Genomic DNA, 23,320 nt, shown 5'->3' on the forward strand with positions numbered 1-23,320 from the left:
AGAACGGGAGGGGGTCATGTCGAGCTGTCTTTTGCGTGTCGCGGGGACGTTGTCCGTGCTCCTGCCCCTGGCAGGGCTGGCGGACGAGCCCGTGGTGCTGGATCCGGTGGAGGTGTCGGCGCCGCGGTTGACGACACCGCTGGCGGAGCTGCCGGCATCGGTCAGCCGGGTGGACGGGCGTCAGGCCACCGAGGCGCGTCAGGGGCTGCAGCTGGACGAGGCCCTCAACCGGGTGCCCGGGCTGTATGCGCAGAACCGCCACAACTTCGCTCAGGACGTGCGGATCTCCATCCGCGGCTTCGGCTCGCGGGCGCCGTTCGGCGTGCGCGGGCTGCGCATCCTGCAGGACGGGATCCCCGAGACCACGCCGGACGGGCAGTCGCAGGTGGATGCGATCGACCTGCTGAACATCCGCGACATCGAGGTGCTGCGCGGGCCCAGCGCGGCGCTGTACGGCAATGCCTCCGGCGGGGTGATCTCGGTTCGCACCCGGGACGGCAGCGAGCCGCGCGGGCATGGGGGCGGGGCGCTGGCAGGCTCGCACGGGTTTCGTCGGCTGGAGGCGACCAGCGAGGCGGATCTCGGCGGGCACCGCTACTCGCTGACCGCGCATGATTTCCGCATGGATGGCTACCGCGACCAGTCGCGGGCGGAAAAGCGCTATCTGCGCCTGCATACGGCAAGCGAACTGGGCGCGGGCACGCTGCGTGCCCACCTGCGCTACCTGGACGCCCCGCGCACCGACGACCCGGGCGGGCTGACCCGTGACGAGATGCGTTCGGACCGGCGCCAGGCGGCGCCGTTCGCCGAGTCGCTGGATGCGACCCAGGAGGCCGAACAGCTGACCGCCGGGCTGCGCTGGGAACAGCCGGTGGGTGAGCTGGATCTGCGCGTCGGCGGATTCTGGACGCAGCGCGACTACGCCCAGCAGCTGCCGTTCCCGGGGTCGAGCCGGGTGGCATACGAGCGCGACTTCTACGGGCTGAATGCCCAGCTGGAAGGCGATCTCGGGCCGACGCGCTGGCTGGCGGGCGTGGATCTGGAGGAACAACGCGACGAGCGGACGCGACGCTGTTCCGCCGGACAGCTGTTCGACCGTGATCCCGAGGAAGATGACCAGGCTCCCGGCTGTTCCGCGGACCCGAATGATCCCGTCACCAATCTTGCCCTGGAACAGACCGAACGCGCCCGCACCCGCGGCGCCTTCCTGCATACCGACACCCTGCTGGGCGAGGACTGGAACCTGGTGCTGGGGGCGCGTCACGATCGAATCCGTTTCCGCATCGACGATGACTTCGCCGAGTCCGAGGAGATCGACGAGCCGGACCGTTCCGACAGCCGGACCTATCGCGAGGAGAGCCTGATGGCGGGGCTGGTGTGGCATTTCCGCCCGGGGCAGCGGGCGTGGGTGAACGTGGCCACCAATTTCGAGACCCCGACCTTCACCGAATTCGCCAATCCCGGGGGCGGAGGCGGCTTCAACCCGGACCTCGAGCCGCAGAAGGCGCGCAGCCTGGAGCTGGGCTGGCGTGGGGAAGGCGATGCCCTCGGCTGGGAGGCGGTGCTCTGGAGCACCCGGGTGCGCGACGAGATCGCCCCGTTCGAGGAGCCGAACCAGGCCGGGCGTACCTTCTACACCAACGCCGGGCGCACCGCGCGCGACGGGCTGGAACTGGCGCTGGACTGGCAGGCGACGCCGCAATGGAGTTTCAGCGGGGCGCTGACCCTGAACGACTTTCGCTATCGTGATTTTGTCGACAGCGAGGGCGAGCGCCAGGATGGCAACCGTCTGCCCGGGCTGCCACGCGAACAGCTGTTCCTGGAGGCCGACTGGCGCGACGGTCCCTGGTTCGTCACCGTGGATGCCCTGCACGCCGGGGCGCGCTACGCCGATGACGCCAACGACGAGCGCGTCGGCTCGCAGACCACGGTCAACCTGCGCGCCGGGCGTGAGTGGACGCGCAACGCCGCGAACATCGAGACCTTCGTTGGCGCGAACAATCTGCTGGATGCCGACAACATCGACAATATCCGCATCAATGACGGCAACCGGCGCTACTACGAACCCGCTCCGGGCCTGACCCTGCGCGCGGGTCTGCGGGTGACCTTCGGGGATTAACCCCGGCGGTCGGGCGGATCGTCGGGGCCATCGGGTCCGCCGGGGCCATGCTCGTCGCGGTGTCGGGGCGGTTCGATCTCGTCGAGGCGACCCTGCTCGATCTTGCGCAGGGTCTCGGCATCGGTGGGGTCGTCGGGGTCTTCTTCCCAGTCGTAGCGGTGCGCCACCGGGAAGGGATCGCGGCGGTACAGGAACCAGCCGCAGACCGCGCCCACGGTCGCGCCGAACAGATGTGCCTCGAACGAGACCCTCGGTGCGGTCGGAAACACACCCCACATCATGCTGCCGTAGAGGAACAGCACGATGATCGTCAGGGCGATGGACAGCGCATCGCGGCGGCGGATGCCGATGACCACAGCAAAGAACATCAGGCCATGGGTCAGGCCGCTGGCGCCGATGTGCAGGCCCTCGCGGGCGAACAGCCAGACCCCCAGCCCGCCCATGATCCAGATCAGCGGGACCGCGGTGCGCGTGGCCTGCGGGAAGCCGTAGAGCGTGAGGATGCCCAGCACCCAGAGGGTGGGGGCGTTGGCCATCAGGTGCCCCCAGGATCCGTGGATCAGGGGCGAGGTGAAGATCCCCAGCGCGCCGACGCCGTCGCGCGGCAGGATGCCCAGACGCGAGAAATCCGCGCCCAGCACCTCCTGCAGGGCGTGGATCAGGACCAGGGCCATCACCCCGACAAAGGGCCACAGCAGCGCGCGCCGGAAGCGTTCGCGATCGGCCGCGGGGTCCGTCGGGGGTGCCGGGCGTCGCAGGTTCAGCATCGAACAAGACTGCCACGGGGGCGTGACGGGGAACAATGCACCGCCCGGGGCAGCGGTTTCGGGTCCGCGCGGGCAGCCCCGGCGGCGGACCCGGCTACCCCCGGGGCCGGCGTTCAGAGGCGGAACTGCGCCAGGGCGCGCTGGATCTCGCTTTCCACCTGCTTGAGCTCGTCGGAGGCCGCGCTGACGCGGTCGGCGGTCTCGGCGGACTGGTCGGCGCCGTCGGAGATCTGCACGATGGTGCGGTTGATGTCCTCGACCACCGTGGTCTGCTCGCGCGCCGCGACGGCGATCTGATCCGTCATCTCGGAGATGGTGTCCACCGACTGGCGGATCTGCTGCAGCGCGCCGTTCACTTCGGCGGTGTGTTCCATGGTGGTCTCCGCCTCTTCCTGGCCCTTCTTCATCACCGAGACCGCGTTGTTGGTGGCGCTCTGCAGCCGCGAGATCATGCCCTCGATCTCGTCGGTGGACTCCTGGGTGCGGGTGGCGAGCTTGCGCACCTCGTCGGCGACCACCGCGAAGCCGCGGCCATGTTCGCCGGCGCGGGCCGCCTCGATCGCGGCGTTCAGCGCCAGCAGGTTGGTTTGCTCGGCCACTCCTCGGATCACCTCGAGGATGGTGCCGATCTGGCGGGAATCCTCGCCCAGGTTCGAGACCGTGTCGGCGGCCTGTTCCACCGTGCCCAGCAGGGAGGACATCGAGGCCACGTTGCGTTCCATCACCTCCATGCCCTGGTGTACGGCGTTACCGGCCTCCTGGCCCGACTGCGAGGTGGCGTCGGTGTTGCGGGCGATCTCCTCGGCGCTGCTCTGCAGCTCGTTGATGGCGGTGGCCACGCGTTCGGTCTCGTCGCGCTGGCGCGAAACCGCCTCGCGCGCCCCGTAGGCCTCCTGGTTCAGGTTGTCGGTGGCCTGACGCAGGGTCTCGGTGCTGCCACGGGCCTTGCCCACGGCACTGGCGATCTTGTCGGTGAAGCGGTTGAAGGCGCGCCCCAGCGCGGCAGTCTCCTTCAGTCCGTGCTCTTCCAGCCGGCGGGTCAGGTCGCCGTCGCCGTCGGCGATCTCCTCCAGCGCGGTGGACGAGCGGTTCATGGCCCGGCGGATGGTGATGATGATGGTGGCCGCGCCGGCCAGTCCGAGGATGATGCCCGCGATGGCCAGCACCATCTGCGCCACCTGGGTGTTGCGCATGGTGGTGGTCAGTTCACCGGCCCGGGTCTCCGCACGCCGGGTGATGGCCTCGCTGAGCCCATCCAGTTCCCCGCGGGCTTCCATCAGCAGCGGGCCGATTTCGGTGCGGATCATGTCGGCATCCTGGAATGCCTCGGGCGAGCCGTGGACCTCGAAGATGTCGTCCAGCGCACCCCGCAGGGTTTCCAGTGATCCGGCGAAATCTTCCAGCGCGATTTCCTGTTCGAAGTCCAGGGTGGCGGATTGCCCTTCGAGATCCTCCACGATGCTTTCCAGCTGGCCGAGATAGAGATTCACGTTCTGGACGAAGGCGTCGTCGCGGAAGGCGAGAAAGCCGCGCAGGTTCGAGGTGACCTGCAGTGCGCTCATGCGCAGGTTATGGAACTGCTGCAGACGTTCCAGGGAACGCTGGAACTCCGGCAGGTTGGTCTCGGCGTCGATCATCGTGGACGCCTGCTGCGCCATGGCGCGGGTGGCGGGATTGGCCCGCTGGTTGGCGATGTCCAGCGCGGGCATGTTGGCGGCGTCGTCGGTGGCCAGTTCGGTCAGACGGTCGACGTGGCCGTGGAAGCGGTCGACGTGTTCACGGACCGCTTCGGCCGAGCGGGCCATGTCGCGGTCGGCCGCCACCACCGGGTCGTTGTTGAGCTCCCGTGCCGCGGCCTGCAGGGCGTCCATGGATTCCAGCCAGGCGTCATGGTGGCCCTGCTCGTCGCTCATCAGGTAGAAGCCCAGGAAGGCCGCGCTTTCCTGCAGTCGCTGCTGGACTTCGTTGACCCGGGCGACGGCCGGGTAATCTTCTCCGGTCAGGTTCTGTACGTCCCGGGCGCCGGTCTGCAGCGCATGCAGGGCCATGACCGAATTGATGACGAGGATCAGGACCACCAGACCGAAACCGGCCGTCAGCAGTCCGCGGATCGAAAACTTGTCCAGCATGAGTTGCTCCTCCGCCGGCGCCTCTGCGGGCGCTTGCTACCACCGCGTACGGGCGTACACGGAAAGGGTGACCCGCGGGTCGTGTCGTTTCTCCTGCTGTTACGGCAAAGATGCCCCGGAGTTGAGTGTTTTGTTGGCGGGCATCGGTTGCCGGGGCCGGGCAGCGGATGACTCGGCCCGGCGCTCGGAGAGGAGAGACGCGGGCGAGAGCTTCAGGATTCCAGTTCTTCCCAGCGCTGGTAGGCTTCTTCCAGCTCCTGTTCCACTTCGGCCAGGCGCGCCTGCAGTTCGCGCACGCGCTCGCCGTCCCGCTGAGTTTCGGGGTCGCAGAGGGCCTGGTTGATCGAGTCCTGCTCCGTCTCCAGCGCCTCGATGCGGCCCGGCAGGGCCTCCAGTTCGCGGGCATCCTTGTAGGAGAGCTTGCCCGAGCCCGAGCCCGAGGCCGAGGCCGCGACGGCGGGCTCCGGCGCCGGGGCGGTCCGGGTTGTGGCCCGGGATGCCGCGTCCGCGGCGGCCCCGGAGTCCGGCGCCGGGTCCCCCTCGATCAGGCGCCGGGTCACGCGCTCGGGCAGATCCGACCAGCCGCCGACGAACTCCTCGATGCTGCCATCGCCGGGGACCACCAGGGTGCTGGTGGCCACGTTGTCGAGAAATGCGCGGTCGTGGGTGACCACGATGGCGCTGCCCTTGTATTCGATCAGCAGCGACTCCAGCAGCTCCAGGGTCTCCACGTCGAGGTCGTTGGTGGGTTCGTCGAGCACCAGCAGGTTGGCCGGACGCAGGAACAGCTTTGCCAGCAGCAGGCGGTTGCGTTCGCCGCCGGACAGCGCGGAGACGGGCTGGCGGGCGCGCGCCGGCGGGAACAGGAAATCGCCCAGATAGCTCAGCACGTGCCGCGTCTCGCCGTTGACCGTTACCTGCTCGCGGCCCTCGCCCACGGCATCCTGCACCGTGGTCTGTTCGTCCAGGTGGGCGCGGGTCTGGTCGAAATAGGCGATGGTCAGCTGGGTGCCCAGCTTGACGGTGCCGGCCAGCGGCGGCAGATCGCCCAGCAGGCTGCGCAGCAGGGTGGTCTTGCCGGCGCCGTTGGGGCCGATCACGCCCAGGGTGTCGCCGCGCTGGAGCAGCAGGTTCACGTCGCGCAGCACCGGCTTGCCGGAGTGCCCGAAACTGGCGTGTTCGGCCTCGATCACCCGCTTGCCGGAGCGCTGTTCGGGGCTCAGCTGCATGCGCACCTGCCCCGCGCGTTCGCGGCGTTCCGCGCGTTTCTGACGCAGCTGCTGCAATGCGCGCACGCGGCCCTCGTTGCGCGTACGCCGGGCCTTGATCCCCTGGCGGATCCAGGCCTCCTCCTGTGCCAGCTTGCGGTCGAATTCCGCCTGCTGGCGGGCTTCGACCTCCAGCCGCTCGGCCTGACGCTCGCGGAACGCGGCGATGGACGGCGGGTGTTCGTACAGCTGGCCCCGGTCCAGCTCGAGGATGCGGGTGGCCACGTTCTCCATGAACTGGCGGTCGTGGCTGATGAACACCACGGTCATGCGGCTTCCGGTCAGAAAGCCCTCCAGCCAGCGGATCGCGGCCACGTCCAGGTGGTTGGTGGGCTCGTCCAGCAGCAGGATGTCGGGATCGCGCACCAGTTCGCGGGCCAGCCACACCCGGCGCCGGAGCCCGCCGGACAGGGTGGCGAACTCCGCCTCCGGGTCCAGCTCCAGCCGCGACAGGGTGGTCTCCACCCGGTTCTGCAGGCTCCAGCCGTCGATCGCGTCCAGCTGCGCCTGCACCGGCCCCATCTTTTCCAGCGCCTCGGGGTCGCCACCGGCCGCCGCCTGGCTCAGGTGATGAAAGCGTTCCAGCAGCCGCCCGGACTCGCCCAGGCCTTCGGCGACCACGTCGAACACGCTCCCCTCGATGCCCGGCGGCAGCTCCTGGGTCAGCCACGCGACGGTCAGCCCGTCGCGGCGGGTGATGTCGCCGGCATCCGGCTCCACCTCGCCGGCGAGGATGCGCAGCAGGGTCGACTTGCCCTCGCCATTGCGCCCGGCGATCGCCACCCGCTCGCCGGGCTCCAGGCTCAGCCCGGCGCCGTCCAGCAGCGAGGCCATGCCATAGGCCAGGTGGATGTCGCGCAGGGTGATCAGGGCCATGTTCAGACCTCCTTCATGCGCCAGGCGCTCAGGGCCCCGGCCAGACTCATCAGCGCCAGTACGAAGATGGCGAATTCGGTGCCGGCCAGCTGGGCCACCAGGCCGAACAGGCCCCCGACCAGCAGCAGCACGCCGATGACCGTGTTGCTGACCGCGGTGAAGGCCGCGCGGGTCTCCTGCGTGGCCATGTCGACCAGATAGGTCTTGCGCCCCAGCCGCACGCCGGCGTGGCTGATGCCCAGCAGGAAGAACAGCACCGCGTGCACCCAGCCCATGTCCAGCAGGGCGGCTTCGGCCGGGGCGAACCAGCTGCCCAGGGCGACGACGAAGCCCAGCAGCGTGGCCAGTCCGCCGGACAGCACCAGCACCCCGCGCGAGGAACGGTCGGACATCCGGCCCCACACCGGCGCGCTGAGCGCGGACGCGAGCCCGCTGGCGAGGATCAGCAGGCCCAGGGTTGCCAGTGCCCCCTCGGTCGCATCCTCGGCCAGCAGCACGTAGAACGGCAGCGCCAGCGCGGTGCTCATCAGCAGTGCGCGGGTCAGCACGAAGTGGCCGAAGGCGCGGTCGCTCCACAGCAGGCGCAGCGAGCGCAGGGCCTCGCCGAATCCGTTGACGCCCCCTTCGGTAGCGCCCGGATCCTCGTGCAGGCGGGCGAACACCGCCGCCGCGATCCACCACGCGCCGGCCGAGGCCGCCAGCAGGGCCACGAACAGGCCGACACCGGCATCGTCCAGGCTGGCCAGCGTCAGGTACCCGCCCAGGGCCAGGGTGAAGAAGCCGGCGGCCGAGGCGGCGTAGCCCATTACCGTGCCGCGGCGCTGCTTGGCGATGGTCTTGCCCAGCACGTCCTTGGACGCCACCGAGTTGATGCCGCGGGACAGCGCAAACACGATCAGCAGGGCGATGATGGCCCAGCCCGCGGCGGCCCCCTCCAGGGTCAGGGCGGTGATGGCCATGCCCGCGACCGCAAACCCGGACAGCGCGCTGCCCAGCACCCAGAACCCCTTGCGGATGGCGCGGCGGCGGATCGAGGCGGCCACGAACAGCTGCGGCAGCAGCGAGCCCGATTCACGGATGGGGACCAGGAAACCGGCGAACGCGGCCGGGGCCCCCAGCGCGCTCAGCAGCCAGGCGAGGACCAGGCGCGCGGAGGCCAGTTCGTCGCCGATCTTGGACAGGGTATTGGCGACCAGGTGGACGAAAAAATTGCGTGGCTGCGCGTTGCACGCCCCCTCGGGGATGTCCTTGCAGGCACGGGCATCCTCGTCGCCGGCGATGGTCTCGTACAGGCTGACGAGGGGGCGTCGGCGTTTGTCGCGATCGGTCTCGGTCATGCAGTCCTTCCGTTGTGTCGCCCGTCATTGCGGGGCGCCGAGGGCGCCGTGACAATCTCCGGACACCGACAGGGCGTTCGGCTCGGGTGCCTCCGCAGAAAAGATTGCCACGGCGCCTGCGGCGCCTCGCAATGACCGGGGTCGGGTTCCGGCGTAACGTTCTACCGCCGCCCGGCCAGCGGGTCGTCGGGGTCGACGCTGTCGCGGAAGGGCTTGCGGCGGTCGAGGTTGGTCAGCTGGTACACGTTGCCCAGCCAGTTGTTGATGACCGCCAGCGCGGTGTCGTGCCAGGTGTTGTCCAGGCGGTCCAGCAGCAGCGCCTCGGGCAGGGCCGGGATCTCGGTGCAGTGCTCCAGCGCCGCCTCCACGTGCTCGCGGTGTTCATCGAGGATGGCGGCCGCCTGCGGCATCAGGTAGTTCTCCGGCAGCGGCGGGTAGGCCTTGCGGTCGCCCTCGATGTAGCGCACCACTTCGCGCTTGTATTCCTTGAGCAGGCTGATCGAGTCGTACTCCGGATGGCCCTGGAAGAAGACCATGCGGAAACCGTCCGGCGAGGCGCCCAGATGGATGCCGGCTTCCTCGCTTTCCACCAGCACGCGCAGGCCGTGACGTTCGAACTGCTCGCGGGTGACCTTGTTGTAACGCGAGTGCGGCACGTCGAAACGGGTGTTAACCCCGGTGACCAGCGGGTGCCCGCGGTCCACCACCCGGTGCGGGAATACGCCCCACAGTTTCTCGCCCATGTGCTGGCGGTGTTCGTCGTAATGCGACTGCAGCACCGCATGGGTCGCGAGACAGGAGCACAGCGTGGAGGTCACGTTCTCCCAGGCCCAGTCCACCACCTCGGCCAGCGGCTCCCAGAACGGCTCCAGGGCCAGATCCGGCTGGGTCACGTTCGCCCCGGTGATGATCAGCGCATCCAGGCCTTCTTCCTTGAGCTTGTCGAAGTCCTCGTAGTAGTTCTCGACGTGCTCGCGCCCCTTCCGGCCGCGCTTGAGCTGCGGCAGCGTGAACGGATGGATGTAGAACTGCGCGATCTGGTTGCTCTCGCCGATCAGGCGAAAGAACTGGCGCTCGGTGGCCGCCAGCGCGGCATCCGGCATCATGTTCAGCAGCCCGATGTGCAGCGCGCGAATCTCCTGCTGGCGGGCGAAATCGTTCGGCAGGACCGATTCGCCCTCGCTGCGCAGGCGTTCGAAGGTAGGGAGTTCGGAGTGTGCAACCAGGGGCATTACAGTCGCCTCTCGCGTTCCAGGGCCATGCAGACCAGCTCGTCGAAGTCGGCGGCATTACGCACCCGGGCCACCTCGGTGGTGCTGACGGTGTAGCCCCAGGTCTCGGCGATCTGTTCGTAACGCGGCAGGCGCGCGCGGAACAGGCGCGAGAACACCCAGCGCACGAAGGCATCGGGGTCGATCTGGGCGACGTAGTCCAGCTCCTCGATGCGCATGTATTCGGCCAGCTGCTGGTCGAGGAAGGCCTCGCGGTAGTACAGCGGCTTGGGGTTGGACTCGGCGCGTTCGATCAGTTCGCGCTCGTCCTCGTCGGTGGCCTGGATATACAGGATGATCGTGTGTTCGGCCAGAGTCTCCAGTACGCCCGGGGTGTCCAGCTCGCACACCGACCCCCCCGCGTCGTTGACGAAATGCGGGTAGCCGAACAGGGTGCGCGCCTTCTGGATGAAGTCCGGGACATCCAGCATCGCCTGCACCTCGGCCTCGTGGTGGAGGGCCTGACGGCGCTTGAACTCGGTCAGTGGCAGCCCGCCCTGTTCCGGATTCCCCAGCTTGCCCAGGAAGCTGGAGACCGGGTGCAGGTTGTTGAATGTGATGTTATTGATGATCTGGATGGAATCCGAACGCAGAAGCTCGCGCAGGAACGGCACCTGCATCGCCTGGGACTTGATGTTGTCCAGGATCGGCTCGTTCAGGTAGCGCGTACCGATGCGGTAGTCGCCGGAGTAATGGAACCATTCCTCGTGGCGCAGTATGTTGGCCAGCCGCGTCTTGCCGACACCGGACATCCCCAGCAGGGTGATGCGGCGGCCGTCCAGTTCGCGGTACTCGTCCGGGGTCAGGCGCATGCGATCGGGGTCCCTCTAGCGACGCAGGATGAAGAGCACACCGGCAGCCAGCGCCAGGGCGCTCATGACGTAGTGATCGTACTGGAACTGCAGCCCGAGCAGGCCGCGCAGGCCGTACAGCACGAGCCAGATCCCCAGCAGGATGTTGCCGACAACGCGCATCTCAGACCTCGCGCAGCAGCTGGCTGACCGACTTGAACTCCGCGGCGCGGGCATCGCCCAGCCATTCGAACAGCACCGATTCGTGATTGGTGATGATCGCCCCCGCCGCGCGCAGGCGCTCGAGGCCGTTGCCGCGCAGCTCGGGGTTGCGCGAGCACACCGCATCGGCCGCCACGAACACCGTGACCCCGGCATCCAGCAGGTCCAGCGCGGTCTGGGTCACGCACACGTGGGTCTCGGCACCGCCGATGACCACGCTGTGGCAACCCGCCAGGCGCTGCTCCAGGGCCGCCTCGCCGCAGCAGGAGAAGGCGGTCTTGTCGGTCACGGTGGCCAGATCGCCGAGATCCTCGAGCGCGGAGCGCAGTGGTTCAACGGTGTCGCCCAGCCCCTGCGGATACTGGCGCGACACCTCCACCGGAATACCCAGCTGGCGCGCGGCTTCCACCAGCCGCCCGGCGTTGCGCACGGTGCGTTCACGATCGGTTTCCGGCATCGCCGCCATCAGCCGCTCCTGCAGGTCGACCAGCAGCAGCGGCGAGCGTTCGGAGCGCTCGCAGCGAGCTCGCGCAGCCCCGTTCATCACTCCAGCATGGCGTCGATGGATTCGAGGTCTTCCTCGGCCAGCTGACCCGCCGCGCGTTCCAGGCGCAGGGTGTTGGCGAGGAACTCGTAACGCGCCTCGGCGAAGTCGCGCTCGGCGCCGAATACTTCGCGCAGGGCCAGCAGGACGTCCACCTGGGTGCGGGTGCCGACCTCGAAGCCGGCCTCGGCCGCCTCGAACGCGGCCTGGGTCGATTCCAGTGCCCGGTTCAGTGCGCGCACGCGGGATTCGGCGGCCACCGAGGCGAGATAGGCGTTGCGGGTGTCGCGCCGGGTCATGCGCTCGACCTGCGTCTGCCCCTGCTGCGCGGCCTGGAAGTCCTCGCGCGCCTGACGGGTCATCGCCGTGACCCGGCCGCCGGTGTACAGCGGGATCTCCAGACGGATGCCGATCTGAGCTTCGGTGGAGTCGTTGAACTGGGAGCTCTGGCCGGGAGGCATGGCTGGTTCGTCCACCGAATGAAAGCGGTTTTCGCTGACTGAGGCGTTGAGGCCGAGACGAGGAAGACCTTCGGCCCGCTGGCGGTCGATCTGCTCGCGCGCGGTCTCGGTGGCGAGGCGCTGCGCGGCCAGCTCCAGGTTGTTCTCCAGGGCACGCTGCACCCACGCCTCGGCATCCCGCGGCTGCGGCAGCTGGAGTTCGGCATCGGGGGCCAGGGTATCGAGTTCGTCCCAGTAGCGGTTGGTGATCAATGCCAGCTGTTCGCGGGCCACGTCCAGTTCGTTTTCGGCGCCGATGCGCTGGGCCTCGGCCAGGTCGCGCTGGGCGCGGGCTTCCTTTACGTCGGTGCTGGCGATCAGGCCGACGTCGAAGCGGCGTTCGGTCTGCTCCAGCTGGCGCTCGATGGCCTCCAGTTCGGCGACGCTGAATTCCAGGCCTTCCTGGGCCACGAGCACGTCAAAATAGGCTTCGGACACCCGCAGCATCAGGTCCTGGCGCGCGGCATCGCGTTCCGCCTCGGCCCGGGCGATCTCCAGGTCGGCCTGGCTCAGTTCCACGTAGTTACGCCGGTCGTAGATGCTCTGGTCCAGCAACAGCGCAAAACGGCTCTGCCGCCCATCGGTGCTGTCGCGTCCGTCCGGGTCGTTGTAGAACGCACCGCCTTCGATCTCGCCGCGCAGCTGGGGCAGGAGACCGGAGCGGGCGGCCGGGCGATTCTGCAGGGCACTGCGGTATTCCGCCTCGGCGATCTGCAGTTCGGCGTCTTCTTGCGCGGCCTGTTCGTAGACTTCCATCAGGCTCGCGCCCTGGGCGGGGGCGGCCGTGAACAGGGCGAGACCGGCGGCGGCGATCAGGGGATGCAGTCGTTTCATGGCGATTCGATTCCGGGCTGGCGAAGTTCTCGATACTAGCAAAGCCCGCCGCCGAAGGCGGGCGGGCCCGGTGGATCCGCGGGTTTCGCGGGATCTAGAACTCGAAGGCCGGACGCGGCTCGAACCCGGCCAGCGGCGGCACGCGGGTTTCGAAAAGGTCCTCGTGCCGGGTGTTGTCCTCGGTGGTGCGGGTGATCAGGCGCGCTTCCATGATCGGCGGTTCCCCGGTGATCACGAACAGGCGGCCGCCCAGGGCGAGGAATTGTTCGAGGAAATCGTCGTATTCGGTCATCGCCCCGTTAAGCGCGATGACGTCGTAGCGTTCGCGCGGGGGGCGCCAGCCCGGGGTCACCGTTCCGGTGCGCGGGGCGGCATTGGTGAGCCCCAGGTCGTGCAGGCGGTTGCGCGCGGCCAGACGCAGGTCGTCATGGCGATCCACGCTGTCTACATGCGCAGCCAGGCTCGCGAGGCAGGCGGTGGCATAGCCGGAACCGGTGCCGATCTCCAGCACGGTGTCGGTGGGCTGCGGGGCGACCGCCTGCAGCATGCGTCCGATGACGCGCGGCGGCAGGGTCTCCTCGCCGTGGCCCAGGGGGATCTCCGTGTCGGCGTAGGCCAGGGCCTGGTAGGGCTCGGGCATGAAGCGCTCGCGCGGCAGCGTCTCCATCACCCCCAGCACGCGCATGTCCAGCACGTCCCAGGGACGTACCTGCTGTTCCACCATGTTCATCCGGGCCTTGGCGAAATCCATTGCGGGATCCTCTGTGCGGCAACGAACCGTGAAGAGTACGGCCGCTGCGCGTTGCAGGCAAGTGGTGCCGGTTTCAGTCTTTGGCCAGCGCGTCGGCGATTGCGCGGATGCGCTCGTGGCGCAGAGCCTCGCCCAGCTGCGGGCCCTGGTGGCCGGCCTCGATCAGGGGTTGCGGGCTGACGGCCGCGGCGGCCTCCACGGCGCGGCGCAGAGCGTCGGCCTGGGGGTAGGGGCGCTCCTCCCAGCCGGTGCGCCCGCGGAAGTCGGCCTCGACCGCCAGCAGGAAGGGCTCGACGTTTTCCGGGCGGCGCAGGGCATCCAGGCCCTCGATCAGTTTCATCACGGTCTTCGGGCGCAGTTCGAACAGGCGATGCGCGAGGCCGTGATGGCGCGCCACCCGGATCGCGAGGTCGCGGTAGCGCCGGGGAATGCGCAGGCGTTCGGCGAGCGCCTTGATGTGGGTGACGCTGCGTTCCTCGTGCCCGTGGTGCGCGGGCAGGATGTCCTCCTGGGTATCCGCCTTGCCCAGATCATGAGTCAGCGCGGCGAAGCGGACCTCGGGCGCGTCGCTCAGGCGCGTGGCCTGGTCCAGCACCATCAGGGTGTGTACGCCGGTGTCGATCTCGGGATGGTATTTCGCTGGCTGGGGTACGCCGAACAGCCGTTCCAGTTCCGGCAGCAGTACCTCCAGCGCCCCGCATTCGCGCAGCACCTCGATGAACCGGCGCGGAGCGGGGCTGGCCAGGGCCTTTTCGAACTCGGCCCAGACGCGTTCCGGTACCAGGGCGTCAACTTCCCCCGAGGCGACCAGCTCGCGCAGCAGGGCGCGGGTCTCGTCGGCGATCTCGAACCCCCAGGGGGCCAGCTGGGCGGCGAAGCGTGCCAGACGCAGCAGGCGTACCGGGTCTTCGGCGAAGGCCGGGGAGACATGCCGCAGGATGCGGTTTTCCAGGTCATCGCGGCCGCCGAACGGGTCGATCAGCTCGCCGCCGTCGTCCTCGGCCATGGCGTTGATGGTGAGGTCGCGCCGTTCCAGGTCCTGTTCCAGCGGGACATCGGGGGCGGCGTTGAACTGGAAGCCGTGGTAGCCGCGCGCGGTCTTGCGCTCGGTGCGGGCGAGGGCGTATTCCTCCTGCGTCCGCGGATGGAGGAACACCGGAAAGTCGCGCCCCACGGCACGATAGCCGGCCGCTTCCATGGCCTCGGGCGTGGCGCCCACCACTACGTAATCGCGTTCACTGACCGGGCGGCCCAGGAGCCGGTCGCGGACCGCGCCACCGACCAGATAGATGTGCATCCCGGACGCGGGCGCCTCAGTCGCGCTCGTAGCTGGTGCGCAGCTGCTGCATGCGCGCCTCGCGGCCGCCCTTGCCCAGATAGGTGGGCGCAATGCTCTCCAGCCGTGTGGGGCAGTGCAGGGTCTGTCCGGCGCATACGCTGTCGATCGACAGCGAGGCGAGGTTGTCGCGCGACAGCGGCTTGCCCGGCACGTACTCCAGGACGTTCGCCTGCAGGCGGCCCGCCCAGTCCGGCAGGCCGAGGACCGGGCGCCGGTGGCCGGAGACCCGGCCGACGTAGCGCACCAGTTCGCCCAGGCCGTATTCCCGCGGGCCGCACAGTTCGAACCCCTGACCGAAAGTCCCCGGATCGTTCAGGGCCGCGGCGAAGTGGTCGGCCACGTCGCCCACGAACACCGGGGCGAAGCGTGCTTCGGCGCGGGCCAGCGGCATCATCGGGGAGAAGCGCAGCAGGGTGGCGAAGCGGTTGAGGAAGCTGTCCTCCGGGCCGAAGATTACCGACGGGCGGAACACCGTGACCGGGAAGGCCGTGGCCGCGAACACGGCCTGTTCGGCCTCGCTCTTGGTCCGCAGGTAGTGGCTGGGCGGGTCCGGCATGTCGGCCTTCAGCGCGCTCATCTGCAGAAAGCGGCGCACGCCCTGGCGCTCGGCGGCGGCCAGGGCCTTTTCCGTCAGCTCGGTGTGAGCGCGGCGGAAGCCGGAGCCGTCGTGGCCGCGCTCGTTGAGGATCCCGACCAGGTTGATCACGGCATCCTGGTCGCGCAGGACCCGGTCGAGATCCTCCGGGTCGTGGACGTTGCCGGCGATCAGGTCGACCTCGGGGTTCACCATGAGCTCGCGGTGACGGTGCGGGTGGCGCGTCACCACGCGTACATTCAGTCCACGGTCGATCAGCCGCGCCACGATGTGGTGCCCGACGAAGCCCGTTCCGCCCAGCAGGCAGACGTTGCGAATCGAGAGAGTCGACATGATTGCGAAGGCCCTTACCGAATACGGATGTGTGCGTCTTATACTCGGCTGTGGGCGCGTGATCAATCCACCCGGGCGGGCGCTGGCCCGGCGAGTCCCGAGAGAGAGGCCCGAAGATGACTGAACTGACTGCCGTCAATCCGGCCACCGGCACGGTGCTGGCGAGTTACCCGCGGTTGGATGCCGCCGGCGTGGAGGCCGCGCTGCAGGGCGCGGTGGACGCCCGCGCGGCCTGGGCCCTGCAGCCGGTGCACGAACGGGCCGCCCTGCTGCGCGAGCTGGCCGCGGTCCTGCGCGGGCGCCGGGAGGAGCTGGCGGTGACCGCGACCCGCGAGATGGGCAAGCGGCGGGTCGAGGCGCTGGCCGAGGTGGAGAAATGCGCGGTGGCCTGCGAATACTACGCCGAGCACGGGCCGGGCTTCCTGCTGGACGTCCCGGTGGCCACCGAGGCGGCCCGCTCGTACGTGGCCTGGCAGCCGCTCGGCACCGTGCTGCTGGTCATGCCGTGGAATTTTCCCTACTGGCAGGCCTTCCGCCAGGCCATTCCGGCGACCCTGGCCGGCAACACCGTGCTGCTCAAGCATGCCTCCAATGTGCCCGGCTGCGCGCAGGCGCTGGAGGAGGTGTTCCGCGCGGCCGGGTTCCCCGACGGGGTCTTCCGCAACCTGGCGGTGGGCTCCGATGCGGTCGAGGATCTGATCGCCGATCCGCGGGTGCAGGGCGTGAGCCTGACGGGTTCGGAGCGCGCCGGGCGTGCAGTGGGTGCGGCCGCGGGCAAGGCCCTGAAGACCTCGGTGCTGGAGCTGGGCGGTTCGGACGCCTTCATCGTCCTGCATGATGCGGACCTGGACACCGTGGTGCGCGAGGCCCTGCGCGGGCGGTTCCAGAACAACGGCGAGACCTGCATCGCGGCCAAGCGGTTCATCGTCGAGGAATCGATCGCCGAGGCCTTTGCGGAGCGTCTGAGCCGGGCGGTGGCGGACCTGCGCACGGGTGATCCGATGGAAGACGGGACGGATCTGGGCCCGCTGGCGCGCGGCGATCTGCGCGACGAACTGCACGACCAGGTGCAGCGCAGTGTCGCGGCCGGCGCGGTGTGCCGCACCGGCGGTCAGCCGCTGGAGGGCGAAGGCTTCTACTATGCGCCGACCGTGCTGGACCACGTCGAGCCGGGGATGGCGGCGTTCGACGAGGAGACCTTCGGGCCGGTCGCCGCGATCACGCGGGCCGCGGATGCCGCGGCGGCGGTGGAGCTGGCCAACCGCTCGCGCTTTGGTCTTGGCGGGTCGGTGTGGACCGCCGACGGCGCTCGCGGCGAGGCGCTGGCGCGGCAGCTGGAATGCGGCTGTGCGTTCGTGAACGCGGTGGTGAAAAGCGACCCGCGTCTGCCTTTCGGCGGGGTAAAGGATTCCGGCTACGGGCGCGAACTCGCGGATCTGGGGATCCGCGAGTTCGTGAATGCGAAGACGGTCTGGGTGGCCTGAGTCAGCCGCCGGTCATGGACATGAAGCGCATGACCTTCTCCGGGCGCTCGTTGAATTCGTGGCGCTCGGGTTTTAGCGCAATCGCCTCGAGGATCGCCTCTTCCAGCTCGGCATCGCTGCAGCCGTCGCGCAGCCGCGGACGCAGCGCCAGGCTGTGCTCGTTGCCCAGGCAGGTGTGGATGGTGCCGTCCACCGACAGCCGCACGCGGTTGCAGGTGTCGCAGAAATGCTGGGAGATCGGGGTGATGAAGCCGATCCGGATGTCCGTGCCCGCCACCTGTACATAGCGCGCCGGGCCGCCGCCGGGCATCACCCCGGGGATCAGCTCGAAACGCTGCTCCAGGTCGCGGCGCACGTCCTGCAGGTTCACGTAGTGGCCTTCGTTCGCCGCGCGCCCGGTGTCGCCCACCGGCATGGTCTCGATGAAGCGCAGGGTGAAGCCGTGCTCGATGCAGAAGTCGACCATGTCGCCGACCTCCGTATCGTTGATGCCGCCCATCACCACCATGTTGATCTTGATCGGATCGAGCCCGGCGCGCTTCGCCGCCATCAGCCCGTCCAGCACCTTCTCCAGCTTGCCGCCGGTCACGTCCTTGAAGACCTCCGGGCGCAGGGTATCCAGGCTGACGTTGATGCGCCCGACCCCGCCCGCGGCCAGCGCGTCGGCGTGCTTCGCCAGGCGCACCGCATTGGTCGACAGCGAGATGTCGTCGATCCCCGGCAGGGCGTTCAGGCGTGCGGCCAGGTCCGGGAGTTCGTGACGCACCAGCGGCTCGCCGCCGGTCAGGCGCACCCGCCGGGTGCCGAGGCGCCCGAAGGCCGCCATCACCCGCTCGATCTCGTCGAAGGTCAGCCAGTGCTCGGGCACTTCGAAATCGCGAAAGCCCTCCGGCATGCAGTAAAAGCAGCGCAGGTCGCAGCGGTCGGTGACCGATACGCGCACGTATTCGATCTTCCGGCCAAAGGGATCCACCAGTCCGCGGTCGTTCATCCAGGCCCCCGGCCTCGGGCGAGGCGTTATGTTTGCGAGGGAACATCGTAGCCCATGCGGCGGGTCGCGCGGAAAATGCCCAGTTCCGGCACGAGAATAAATAAATTCTTTCTGGGATTAATATGGGTTATCCGAGCATAAGTACTTCTCGTTGGCCAAGCCTTCCGGCGGGGTCCACAATACGCCGTGGACAACTGAACCGACAGTCAACGAGGTCGCGCCCATGAGTGCCCTGCCCGAATTCGAAGATCACGGCAAGCAGGAGATCAAGTACACCACCTGTTACATGTGTGCCTGTCGCTGTGGCATCAAGGTCACCGTGGAGGACAACAAGGTCCGCTACATCCAGGGGAACCGGCATCATCCGATCAACAAGGGCGTGCTCTGTGCCAAGGGCAACGCCGGGATCATGAAGCAGCAGTCCCCGGCCCGCCTGCATCAGCCGATGCGCCGCAAGCCGGGCACCGAGCGCGGCGCCGGCGAGTTCGAGCCGATCTCCTGGGACGAGGCCATCGACACCCTGTCCGAGCGCCTGAAGAAGATCCGCGAGACCGATCCGCGCAAGCTGGCGTTCTTTACCGGCCGTGACCAGATGCAGGCCCTGACCGGCCTGTGGGCGACCCAGTTCGGCACCTACAACTGGGCGGCCCACGGCGGCTTCTGTTCGGTGAACATGGCCGCCGGCGGCCTGTACACCACGGGCTTTGCCTTCTGGGAATTCGGCGACCCCGACTGGGACCGCACCAAGTACCACATGCTGTGGGGCGTGGCCGAGGACCATGCCTCCAACCCGATCAAGATCGGGCTGGAGAAGCTCAAGCGCAACGGCGGCAAGTTCGTGGCCATCAACCCGGTGCGCACCGGCTATCAGGCGATCGCCGACGAATGGGTGGGCATCAAGCCCGGCACCGACGGCCTGTTCGCGCTGTCGATGCTGCACGTGCTGCTGAAGAACAGCCAGTTCGACTGGGACTTCCTGGTGCGCTACACCAATGCCACCCAGCTGGTGGTGCATACCCCGGGGCAGCAGGGCGACGGCCTGATCCTGCGCGACGACAACGACAACCCGCTGGTCTGGGAGCTGGAGAAGGAAGACTTCGTCGACGGCAGCCAGGTGGACATCAAGCCGGCGCTGTTCGGCGAGTACACCGCCCCGGACGGCCGCCCGGTCAAGACCGTGATGACCCTGCTGGCCGAGCGTTATCTGGATGACGAGTACTCTCCGGAGAACACCGCCGAGATCACCGGCGTGCCGGCCGAGCAGACCGAGCGCCTGGCGCTGGAGATGGCCCACGTCGCGTTCAAGGAGACCATCGAGCTGGACGTCGAGTGGACCGACTCCTGGGGCCGCAAGCACGACAAGGTCGTCGGGCGTCCGGTGTCCATGCACGCGATGCGCGGCATCTCGGCGCACTCCAACGGCTTCCAGACCTGCCGCGCGATCCACTTCCTGCAGATCATGCTGGGTTCGGTGGACTGCCCCGGCGGTCACCTGGCCAAGCCGCCGTATCCCAAGCACGTCCCGCCGGGCATCAAGCCGGCGAAGGAATGCGCGCCGAACACCCCGCTGAAGAGCCCGCCGCTGGGGTTCCCGACCGCGCCGGAAGACCTGGTGATCGATGACGACGGCAACCCGCTGCGCATCGACAAGGCCTTCTCCTGGGATGCGCCGATCTCCAACCACGGCATGATGCACATGGTCGTGACCAACGCGGTCAAGGGCGACCCGTACCCGATCGACACGCTCATCTTCTTCATGGCGAACATGTCGTGGAACTCCACGATGAACACCGATGAAGTGATGGACATGCTGCGGGCCAAGGACGAGAACGGCGAGTACAAGATCCCGTATCTCGTGGTCTCGGACGCGTTCAACTCCGAGATGGTCAGCTTTGCCGATCTGGTGCTGCCGGATACCACCTATCTGGAGCGCTACGACACCATCTCCATGCTCGACCGCCCGATCTCCGAGCCGGCCGCGGCGGCGGACTCCATCCGCCACCCGATCCTGGAACCGGATCGCGACGTGCGTCCGTGGCAGGAGGTGATGGTCGAGCTGGCCAGCCGCCTGAAGTTCCCGGCATTCACGAAGGACGACGGCAGCCGCAAGTTCGAGGACTACAAGGACTTCATCGTCAACTTCGAGAAGGAGCCGGGCATCGGCTTCCTGTCGGGCTTTCGCGGCAAGGACGGTCAGAGCCACCTGCGCGGTGAGCCGAATCCGAAGCAGTGGGAGGCGTACATCGAGAACCAGGGGTTCTTCATGTATCACCTGCCGGAGAGCCAGCAGTTCTACCGCTACGCCAACCAGGAGTACCTGGAGCTGGCGAAGCACGCCGGCTGGGTGGGCAAGACCGACCCGATCACCATCGAGCTCTACTCCGAGACCCAGCAGCGCTTCAAGCTGGCCGGCCAGGGCCTGTATGACGGCCCGCAGCCGACCAAGCAGGAGCACAAGGATCGTCTGGCCGAGTTCTTCGATCCGCTGCCGATCTGGCACAAGCCGCTGGAGCAGACCCGGATCGACGAGGACGAGTACCCGTTCTACGCGGTCAACCAGCGCCCGATGTTCATGTACCACTCCTGGGATTCGCAGAACGCCTGGCTGCGTCAGATCTGCGCCCAGAACTACCTGTACATGAACCGCCAGAAGGCCGAGTCCATGGGCATCGCCGACATGTCCTGGGTGTGGCTGGAGTCGCACAACGGCAAGATCCGCGTGCAGGTGAAGCTGATCGAGGGTTGCGAACCCAACACTGTCTGGACCTGGAACGCGATCGGCAAGCAGAAGGGCGCCTGGGGTCTGAAGGACGACGCCAACGAGTCGCAGAAGGGCTTCCTGATGAATCACCTCATCAGCGAGCTGCTGCCGGAGAAGGGCGACCCGGTGGACGACATCACCAACTCCGACCCTGTCACAGGCCAGGCCGCGTGGTACGACCTGAAGGTCAGGATCACGCCGGCCGAGCCGGAGGAGCAGGGCTCCTGGCCGCAGTTCGACAAGGTCAAGGCCACGCCGGGCATGTCCGAATCGCCGGACCAGCTGCGCTACCACGCGCACAAGCCCGTGCACCTGAACCGCGACATCCGCGACGTGCTGACCCGCGGTTCGCTGGACGACGACAAGAACTGAGCCGGCCCGCCCCGTGGCGGCCCGGCGCCGTCACGGGGTTCGCCCGCACGAACGATTTGAGGGAGTACCAACCATGCGTCTTGGACTCGTGATCGACATGGATACCTGCGTGGGCTGCCATGCCTGCGCGGTAGCCTGCAAGCAGTGGAATACCAGCGGCACCACCGGGCCGCTGACCGACTATCAGCCCTACGGCGAAGACCCCAGCGGCGTGTGGTTCAACCGCATCCGCCACTACGAGGTCGGGGACTACCCCAACAACAAGACCGTCAACATCCCCATGTCCTGCATGCACTGCGAGCATGCCGACTGCGTGAACGTCTGTCCGACCGGCGCCTCCTACAAGCGCCCGGAAGACGGCATCGTGCTGGTCGACCAGGACAAGTGCATGGGCTGCAACTACTGCGCCTGGGCCTGCCCCTACGGTGCCCGCGAGCTGGACCGCGAAGACGGCGTGATGAAGAAGTGCACCCTGTGCGTGGACCGCATCTACGACGAGGCCCTGCCGCCGGAAGAGCGCCAGCCGGCCTGCGTGATCACCTGCCCTGCGCATGCGCGCTTCTTCGGTGACTTCGACGACGAAGAATCCGAGGTGAGCCGTCTGGTGCGCGAACGCGGCGGGGTGAAGCAGATGCCCGAGCTGGGCTACAAGCCGGTCAATACGTATCTGCCGCCGCGAGTCACCCGCCCCATCCCCACCGACGACGTGCGTGCCAATACGCTGATCAGCTCGGTGAAGGACTGGGTCAACAAGATGGTGGCGCGCTAAGGCGCCGCATCCGGGGAGAAAACACCATGCATCCTGCACTTTCCGTCATCCTGTTCACGGTCACTTCGGGCGCCGGCTATGGTCTGTTCGTCCTGCTGGTAATCTTTCATCTGGCCGGCATCGGTCCGGCGATGAGCCACGGTGAACTGATCGCCCACGGCGTTGCCGCGCTGGGCCTGATTACCTTCGGCCTGCTCCTTTCCACCGGCCACCTGGCGAACAAGAAGAACGCCTGGCGTTCGTTCATGCGCTTCAGGACCTCCTGGCTCTCGCGCGAGGCGGTGTTTGCCGTGCTGTTCTATCCGTTTGCGCTGGTCTATGGCCTCTGCGTGTTGCTGTTCGGTCCGGAGATCGGCCCGCTGGGCATGGTGGCCGGCCTGGTGGCCGCGATCCTCGCCGTGATCACGCTGTTCTCGACCGGCATGATCTACGGCTGCCTGAAGACCATCCGCCAGTGGAACACCGCGCTGACCCCGGCCAATTACATCATGCTGGGCGTGGCCACCGGCGCGGTCGCCTATGCAGCCATTGCCAGCGCCTTTGACAACGCCACCGCGATGCACGCCGGCGTGGCCATCGTGATGCTGCTGATCGCCGCGGTCCTCAAGGGGATCTACTACTTCTGGATCTCGCGCGTGAGCGGCCCGACCATCAACACCGCCACCACCTTTAACCGCGCCACCGTCCGGCTGCTGGATACCGGCCACACCGCCGGCACCTTTCTGACCGACGAGTTCGGCTACGACCCGGGCAAGAACACCACCGACACGCTGAAGATGGCCGTGTTCCTGCTGGGCTTCATCGTGCCGGCCCTGGTGTTCGCCGCGGTCCTGACGGGGGCCCCGGCAGCGACCGCCTGGCTGGCGGTGGTCTCGTCCCTGATCGGCGTCGGAATGGAGCGCTGGCTGTTCTTCGCCGAGGCGAAGCACGTGGTGCGTCTGTACCACGGCGATCAGCACACCTGACCCGTCTGACCCGCCGAGCGGCCGTGGTGCCGCAGCAAAAGGCCCCGCATCCGGGTTCCCGGATGCGGGGCCTTTTCGTTCAGGGGAATCCGACGCCGATGCCCGTCGGGGCGTTCGGGGATGCCGGGTTACTTGTTCTTGCCGGCCTCGCGCACGTTGTGCACGACCACATAGCCCACCCAGCCGAGGAAGACAACGATGCCGAGCAGGGTCGCAATGGTCAGGATGCCGATCGGGGACTGAAACAGGATTTCGGTAATCATGGCGCTCTCCCTGTGGTAAATGCCGCACCTGCTACAAAA

Annotated in this window: 19 protein-coding genes; 5 read left to right on the plus strand and 14 right to left on the minus strand. The window is 68.0% G+C overall.

What is annotated here, in order from left to right:
- Window positions 1–16 precede the first annotated feature (16 nt).
- On the plus strand, window positions 17–2,119 hold the full coding sequence (locus F573_RS0104220; RefSeq protein WP_231384387.1) for a TonB-dependent receptor: 2,103 nt from the start codon (window positions 17–19) through the stop codon (window positions 2,117–2,119).
- On the opposite strand, the gene F573_RS0104225 is transcribed toward F573_RS0104220, so the two are convergent.
- The 12 genes from F573_RS0104225 to F573_RS0104280 all read right to left on the minus strand — a co-directional run bounded on the left by F573_RS0104225 (window position 2,116) and on the right by F573_RS0104280 (window position 15,676).
- Complete coding sequence (locus F573_RS0104225) at window positions 2,116–2,886, minus strand: rhomboid family intramembrane serine protease (RefSeq protein ID WP_019021564.1); 771 nt, start codon at window positions 2,884–2,886, stop codon at window positions 2,116–2,118. The two genes, F573_RS0104220 and F573_RS0104225, sit on opposite strands and share 4 nt — an antisense overlap.
- 113 nt (window positions 2,887–2,999) lie before the next feature.
- Entirely contained in the window at window positions 3,000–5,015 is a 2,016-nt protein-coding gene (locus tag F573_RS0104230) for a methyl-accepting chemotaxis protein (protein WP_019021565.1), read from the minus strand.
- A gap of 212 nt (window positions 5,016–5,227) precedes the next feature.
- Window positions 5,228–7,159 carry an ATP-binding cassette domain-containing protein gene (locus F573_RS0104235; protein ID WP_019021566.1) on the minus strand — a complete coding sequence of 644 codons (1,932 nt, stop codon included), beginning with the start codon at window positions 7,157–7,159 and terminating at the stop codon, window positions 5,228–5,230.
- A 2-nt stretch (window positions 7,160–7,161) separates the two neighbouring features.
- Window positions 7,162–8,496, minus strand: a complete 1,335-nt coding sequence (locus tag F573_RS0104240; protein WP_019021567.1) for an MFS transporter — start codon at window positions 8,494–8,496, stop codon at window positions 7,162–7,164.
- Between the two features lie 161 nt (window positions 8,497–8,657).
- Complete coding sequence (locus tag F573_RS0104245; protein WP_019021568.1) at window positions 8,658–9,728, minus strand: homoserine O-succinyltransferase; 1,071 nt, start codon at window positions 9,726–9,728, stop codon at window positions 8,658–8,660.
- Window positions 9,728–10,579, minus strand: coding sequence for a hypothetical protein (locus tag F573_RS0104250; protein WP_019021569.1), 852 nt, complete (start codon window positions 10,577–10,579; stop codon window positions 9,728–9,730). Before F573_RS0104250 ends, F573_RS0104245 begins: the two co-directional genes overlap by 1 nt.
- A gap of 15 nt (window positions 10,580–10,594) precedes the next feature.
- Entirely contained in the window at window positions 10,595–10,741 is a 147-nt protein-coding gene (locus tag F573_RS15205) for a hypothetical protein (protein ID WP_018936963.1), read from the minus strand.
- A 1-nt stretch (window position 10,742) separates the two neighbouring features.
- Window positions 10,743–11,324: an isochorismatase family protein gene (locus tag F573_RS0104260; protein WP_019021570.1), complete on the minus strand. Its 582-nt coding sequence runs from the start codon at window positions 11,322–11,324 to the stop codon at window positions 10,743–10,745.
- The gene (locus tag F573_RS0104265; RefSeq protein WP_019021571.1) at window positions 11,324–12,658 is read right to left on the minus strand and encodes a TolC family outer membrane protein; all 1,335 of its coding nucleotides are present in this window, start codon (window positions 12,656–12,658) and stop codon (window positions 11,324–11,326) included. Before F573_RS0104265 ends, F573_RS0104260 begins: the two co-directional genes overlap by 1 nt.
- 94 nt (window positions 12,659–12,752) lie before the next feature.
- Window positions 12,753–13,409 carry a protein-L-isoaspartate O-methyltransferase gene (locus F573_RS0104270; RefSeq protein WP_019021572.1) on the minus strand — a complete coding sequence of 219 codons (657 nt, stop codon included), beginning with the start codon at window positions 13,407–13,409 and terminating at the stop codon, window positions 12,753–12,755.
- 73 nt (window positions 13,410–13,482) lie between these two features.
- Complete coding sequence (locus tag F573_RS0104275; protein WP_019021573.1) at window positions 13,483–14,706, minus strand: multifunctional CCA addition/repair protein; 1,224 nt, start codon at window positions 14,704–14,706, stop codon at window positions 13,483–13,485.
- Between the two features lie 16 nt (window positions 14,707–14,722).
- A complete protein-coding gene (locus F573_RS0104280; protein WP_019021574.1) occupies window positions 14,723–15,676 on the minus strand; it encodes a complex I NDUFA9 subunit family protein in 954 nt (317 codons plus the stop codon).
- Window positions 15,677–15,792: 116 nt separating this feature from the next.
- On the opposite strand from F573_RS0104280, the gene F573_RS0104285 reads away from it, so the two are divergent.
- The gene (locus tag F573_RS0104285; protein WP_019021575.1) at window positions 15,793–17,160 is read left to right on the plus strand and encodes an NAD-dependent succinate-semialdehyde dehydrogenase; all 1,368 of its coding nucleotides are present in this window, start codon (window positions 15,793–15,795) and stop codon (window positions 17,158–17,160) included.
- A gap of 1 nt (window position 17,161) precedes the next feature.
- Here the strand turns inward: F573_RS0104285 and moaA are convergent, their stop codons facing one another.
- Window positions 17,162–18,151 (minus strand): GTP 3',8-cyclase MoaA, encoded by a 990-nt coding sequence (gene moaA, locus F573_RS0104290; protein ID WP_019021576.1) that lies wholly within the window; start codon window positions 18,149–18,151, stop codon window positions 17,162–17,164.
- Window positions 18,152–18,374: 223 nt separating this feature from the next.
- On the opposite strand from moaA, the gene F573_RS0104295 reads away from it, so the two are divergent.
- From F573_RS0104295 to F573_RS0104305, 3 genes are all read left to right on the plus strand, one after another.
- Complete coding sequence (locus F573_RS0104295; protein ID WP_019021577.1) at window positions 18,375–21,284, plus strand: molybdopterin oxidoreductase family protein; 2,910 nt, start codon at window positions 18,375–18,377, stop codon at window positions 21,282–21,284.
- Window positions 21,285–21,357: 73 nt separating this feature from the next.
- Complete coding sequence (locus F573_RS0104300; protein WP_018869064.1) at window positions 21,358–22,053, plus strand: 4Fe-4S dicluster domain-containing protein; 696 nt, start codon at window positions 21,358–21,360, stop codon at window positions 22,051–22,053.
- 26 nt (window positions 22,054–22,079) lie between these two features.
- A complete protein-coding gene (locus F573_RS0104305; protein WP_019021578.1) occupies window positions 22,080–23,018 on the plus strand; it encodes a DmsC/YnfH family molybdoenzyme membrane anchor subunit in 939 nt (312 codons plus the stop codon).
- 128 nt (window positions 23,019–23,146) lie between these two features.
- Here the strand turns inward: F573_RS0104305 and F573_RS15490 are convergent, their stop codons facing one another.
- Complete coding sequence (locus tag F573_RS15490) at window positions 23,147–23,281, minus strand: hypothetical protein (RefSeq protein WP_018869066.1); 135 nt, start codon at window positions 23,279–23,281, stop codon at window positions 23,147–23,149.
- Window positions 23,282–23,320: the final 39 nt, after the last annotated feature.

This window comes from Thioalkalivibrio sp. ALE23 (genome assembly GCF_000378545.1).
In the GTDB taxonomy this organism is placed as follows: domain Bacteria; phylum Pseudomonadota; class Gammaproteobacteria; order Ectothiorhodospirales; family Ectothiorhodospiraceae; genus Thioalkalivibrio.

Coding starts and splice junctions, on each gene's coding strand:
- F573_RS0104265 (WP_019021571.1), bottom strand. CDS start 12,658: ATGAAACGACTGCATCCCCTGATCGCCGCCGCCGGTCTCGCCCTGTTC.
- F573_RS0104285 (WP_019021575.1), top strand. CDS start 15,793: ATGACTGAACTGACTGCCGTCAATCCGGCCACCGGCACGGTGCTGGCG.
- moaA (WP_019021576.1), bottom strand. CDS start 18,151: ATGAACGACCGCGGACTGGTGGATCCCTTTGGCCGGAAGATCGAATAC.
- F573_RS0104295 (WP_019021577.1), top strand. CDS start 18,375: ATGAGTGCCCTGCCCGAATTCGAAGATCACGGCAAGCAGGAGATCAAG.
- F573_RS0104235 (WP_019021566.1), bottom strand. CDS start 7,159: ATGGCCCTGATCACCCTGCGCGACATCCACCTGGCCTATGGCATGGCC.
- F573_RS0104270 (WP_019021572.1), bottom strand. CDS start 13,409: ATGGATTTCGCCAAGGCCCGGATGAACATGGTGGAACAGCAGGTACGT.
- F573_RS0104245 (WP_019021568.1), bottom strand. CDS start 9,728: ATGCCCCTGGTTGCACACTCCGAACTCCCTACCTTCGAACGCCTGCGC.
- F573_RS15205 (WP_018936963.1), bottom strand. CDS start 10,741: ATGCGCGTTGTCGGCAACATCCTGCTGGGGATCTGGCTCGTGCTGTAC.
- F573_RS0104220 (WP_231384387.1), top strand. CDS start 17: ATGTCGAGCTGTCTTTTGCGTGTCGCGGGGACGTTGTCCGTGCTCCTG.
- F573_RS0104275 (WP_019021573.1), bottom strand. CDS start 14,706: ATGCACATCTATCTGGTCGGTGGCGCGGTCCGCGACCGGCTCCTGGGC.
- F573_RS0104305 (WP_019021578.1), top strand. CDS start 22,080: ATGCATCCTGCACTTTCCGTCATCCTGTTCACGGTCACTTCGGGCGCC.
- F573_RS0104280 (WP_019021574.1), bottom strand. CDS start 15,676: ATGTCGACTCTCTCGATTCGCAACGTCTGCCTGCTGGGCGGAACGGGC.
- F573_RS15490 (WP_018869066.1), bottom strand. CDS start 23,281: ATGATTACCGAAATCCTGTTTCAGTCCCCGATCGGCATCCTGACCATT.
- F573_RS0104230 (WP_019021565.1), bottom strand. CDS start 5,015: ATGCTGGACAAGTTTTCGATCCGCGGACTGCTGACGGCCGGTTTCGGT.
- F573_RS0104225 (WP_019021564.1), bottom strand. CDS start 2,886: ATGCTGAACCTGCGACGCCCGGCACCCCCGACGGACCCCGCGGCCGAT.
- F573_RS0104250 (WP_019021569.1), bottom strand. CDS start 10,579: ATGCGCCTGACCCCGGACGAGTACCGCGAACTGGACGGCCGCCGCATC.
- F573_RS0104240 (WP_019021567.1), bottom strand. CDS start 8,496: ATGACCGAGACCGATCGCGACAAACGCCGACGCCCCCTCGTCAGCCTG.
- F573_RS0104260 (WP_019021570.1), bottom strand. CDS start 11,324: ATGAACGGGGCTGCGCGAGCTCGCTGCGAGCGCTCCGAACGCTCGCCG.
- F573_RS0104300 (WP_018869064.1), top strand. CDS start 21,358: ATGCGTCTTGGACTCGTGATCGACATGGATACCTGCGTGGGCTGCCAT.